The sequence below is a fragment of the Actinomycetota bacterium genome (genome assembly GCA_005774595.1).
GTDB lineage: Bacteria > Actinomycetota > Coriobacteriia > Anaerosomatales > D1FN1-002 > D1FN1-002.
Window position 1 is genome coordinate 1 of the sequence record VAUM01000215.1, and the last position, 3,398, is coordinate 3,398.

4 protein-coding genes are annotated in these 3,398 nt (G+C 73.6%); all 4 read left to right on the forward strand.

Annotated features, from left to right (window positions below; genetic code table 11):
* The coding region (locus tag FDZ70_08080) for a prephenate dehydrogenase/arogenate dehydrogenase family protein (protein TLM72840.1) at positions 1–552 on the forward strand (552 nt) is incomplete at its 5' end.
* Positions 549–1,868: a 3-phosphoshikimate 1-carboxyvinyltransferase gene (gene aroA / locus FDZ70_08085; protein ID TLM72841.1), complete on the forward strand. Its 1,320-nt coding sequence runs from the start codon at positions 549–551 to the stop codon at positions 1,866–1,868. The genes FDZ70_08080 and aroA, both read left to right, overlap by 4 nt.
* A complete protein-coding gene (locus tag FDZ70_08090) occupies positions 1,865–2,302 on the forward strand; it encodes a hypothetical protein (GenBank protein ID TLM72842.1) in 438 nt (145 codons plus the stop codon). The genes aroA and FDZ70_08090 overlap by 4 nt, the downstream gene beginning before the upstream one ends.
* Positions 2,303–2,461: 159 nt before the next feature.
* The gene (locus FDZ70_08095; protein ID TLM72843.1) at positions 2,462–3,130 is read left to right on the forward strand and encodes a (d)CMP kinase; all 669 of its coding nucleotides are present in this window, start codon (positions 2,462–2,464) and stop codon (positions 3,128–3,130) included.
* The last annotated feature ends 268 nt before the right edge of the window (positions 3,131–3,398 follow it).

The following is a 3,398-nucleotide window of genomic DNA, read 5'->3' on the forward strand; positions in this document are numbered from 1 at the left end:
CCCCACATGGCCGCCGCCGCGCTCATCACGCTCGCCGCACGGCGCGCCGAGGCCGGCGAGGATCTGTTGCGCCTGGCCGCTGGAGGCTTCAAGGACACGACGCGCATCGCGGCGGGCTCACCCGATCTGTGGACCGGCATCTCGCTCGACAACGCGGAAGCGCTGACCTGCGGCATCGACGACCTGCGCGAGATCCTCGGCGAGTTCTCGGACATGCTGCGACGCCGCGACGCCGAGGGTATCCGCCGGTGGCTCGACGAGGCCGCCGAGGTCCGCCGCGCGCTGCCCGCGCAGTGGGTGCCCGCGACCACCGCGCTGTTCGAGCTGCTCGTGCCGGTCACCGACCGCCCCGGCGTCATCTCCGAGGTCACGACCGCGGTAGGGCGTGCCGGGTGCAACATCGAGGACATCGAGATCGACCACCAGTCCGAGGACTCGGCCGTGCTGCGCCTCGTGCTCACCGACGAGGGCGATCGCGACGCGCTCTGCGGCGACCTGTCGAGCCGGGGCTTCGAGTGCGAGCTGCGGCCGCTGGAGGCAGACACCGAGTGAGGCACGTCGCGACACGCGCCGCAGGCCCGCTGCGCGGCGAGGTCCGCGTTCCGGGCGACAAGTCCGTATCGCACCGGGCCGTCCTGTTCGCGGCGATGGCGCGGGGCGTCTCGCACCTGACCGGCGTGCTCGACTCGGCCGACGTGCGCTCCACGCTGGCCGCCGTGCACGCGCTCGGCGCCGGCGTGGGGATCAGCGAGGCCGGAGGCGGCTCGCTCGACGTGACCGTGAGCGGCTGGGGCGCGACCGGTCCGACCGAGCCGGACGCGGAGATCGACTGTGGCAACTCGGGCACGACGGCGCGCCTGCTCATGGGCGTGCTCGCGGGCTGGCCGGTGTGCGTGACGCTGACCGGCGACGAGTCGCTGTCGCGCCGCCCGATGGGCCGCGTGACGGTGCCGCTGTCCGCGATGGGAGCCGAGATCGTCACCGCGGCCGGAGGACGGATGCCGGTGCGCATCTTCGGCGGCGGCCTGCACGCGCTCGACCACGAGTCGCAGGTCGCGAGCGCGCAGGTCAAGACGGCCGTGCTTCTCGCGGGGCTGCGCGCGTCCGGTCGCACGGTCGTCAGCGAGCCGGTGCTCTCGCGTGACCACACCGAGCGGCTGCTGCCGGCGTTCGGGATCGAGGTCGGGCGTGACGAGGACCTGCACGTCTGCTGGGTCGAGGGGCCGGCGGTCCCGATCGCCGCCGACGTCGCGGTCCCGCGCGATCCGTCGTCGGCGGCGTTCATGGTGGGCGCGGCGACCGTCGTGCCCGCCAGCGACGTCGTGGTCTGCGACGTCGCGCTGAACCCCACCCGCCTCGGGTTCCTGCGGGTGCTCGCGCGGATGGGCGCCGATGTGGAGGCGCGCACGACCGGCGCGGCCGGCGCCGAGCCGGTGGGCGACATCGTCGTGCACGGAGGCACCGCGTTGCGCGGCGTGCTCGTGGCCGCCGACGAGTCACCCTCGCTGATCGACGAGGTGCCGCTGCTCGCGGTCGTGGCCGCGCGCGCCGAGGGGACCACTCGGTTCGAGGGCGTTCGCGAACTGCGCGTCAAGGAGTCCGACCGGCTGACGGCCGTGGCCGACGGCCTGCGCGCGATGGGCGTCTCTGTGCGCACCGGGGACGACTGGCTCGAGGTGGACGGTGTGGCCGAGTTGCATGCTGCCGAGCTGGACTCGCTCGGGGACCACCGCCTGGCGATGACGTACGCAGTGGCGGCGCTCGCGGCGGACGGCCCGGTGGGCATCGAGCGGTTCGAGAGCGTGGGGGTGAGCTACCCGGGGTTCCTCGCGGACCTGGCAGCGTTGGGCGGAGGCGGTTCCCGGTGAGGGTGGACGTGGCGGTGGTGGCCGACTACGCGTCGATCACACAGGAGGGCAAGCTCATCCTCTCGGGGGCGTTCGACCGTGTCGCGGCGATGCAGCTGCCGTGGCGGCATCCGACGATGACGCTGGTGATCCGGCTCGCGCTCGAGCCCGGCGAGCCGCGGTCGTTCACCGTGGCCGCGAACCTGGTCGACGACGACGGCCAGCCGGTCGTGCCGCCGATGGAGCAGCGCGTGGAGCTGCCGGAGGTCGCCGGCGGGGGCCAGCCCAGCGCGAACCTGCTGTTCACGATGAACGGTCTGCTGCTGCCGCACGCGGGCGCCTACGCGTTCGAGGTGTTCGTGGACGGCTCGCACACGCGCAGCGTCCCGTTCGAGGTGACGGCGCCTCCGGGCGGGGGCGCCGCCGAGGGCGAGGGACAGAGCGCGCTGCACTGAGTGCGCGGCTCGCGCAGAGCCTCCTCACCGGGGTCCGCGCGCCGACCCTCGGCGCTCGCGCCCCGCCCATCCCCGCCGCTCTGGTACCCTCTACACGCTGCGGAACGGCCTCGTGGCGGCCCGCAAGCGCCGCACCGCCGCCCTCGCAAGGGAGCGATCGTGATCGTCGCCATCGACGGGCCCGCCGGGTCCGGCAAGTCCACCGTCGCCAAGGCGCTCGCCAAGCGCCTCGGCTGGCGCTATCTGGACACCGGCGCGATGTACCGCTCCGTCGCCGTGAAGGCCGTCGACGCGGCGGCGGACCTTGCAGACGACGTCGCGCTCGGCGCCCTCGCGCGCTCGTGCGTCATCGGCTTCGGCCATGAGCCCGGCGAGCCGGTCCCCACGCGCGTCTACCTCGACGGCAGCGACGTCACGTCCCGCATCCGCACGCCCGAGATCGACCGCGCGGTCACGCCGGTCTCGGCCGCGCCTTCCGTGCGCGAGGCGATGGTCGCGCTCCAGCGCGAACTGGGCGCCGAGTCGGACTCGGTCGTGGAGGGGCGCGACATCGGCACTGTCGTGTTCCCGCGCGCCGAGGTGAAGGTCTACCTGACGGCGGCGCCCGAGGTGCGCGCCCACCGCCGCGCGATCGACCACAAGATCGCGGGCCATGCGATGGGGGAGGCCGAGGTCCTCGCCGACATCGATCGCCGCGACCGCGCCGACTCCACGCGCGCGGCCTCGCCGCTGGCCACCGCCGACGACGCGCACGTGCTCGACACCACGGCGCTGACGGTCGAGCAGGTGGTGGACCGCATCGCCGCCCTCGTGGAGGGCGCCCGGTGAGCGACGCGCCGATCCGCGACGCGCCCGCCAGCGCGGCGAAGCATGCTCGCCACGATCTGCCCCTCCTGCCCCCCGTTGCCCCGCTGCATAAACACTACCTGAGCGGGCTGCCCGGCGGCCAGGTCGCGTGAAAAACCGGCCGGAATCACAAACACCAGCGTCAAGTCGGAGCGCTCCAGTCTCTGGTCGGCATCCGCACGGTCCAGCATCTCAACCGTCAGACTCTTTTCTGCCTTGAGGTCATCGAGCAGACGCGCGGAGTAGACGC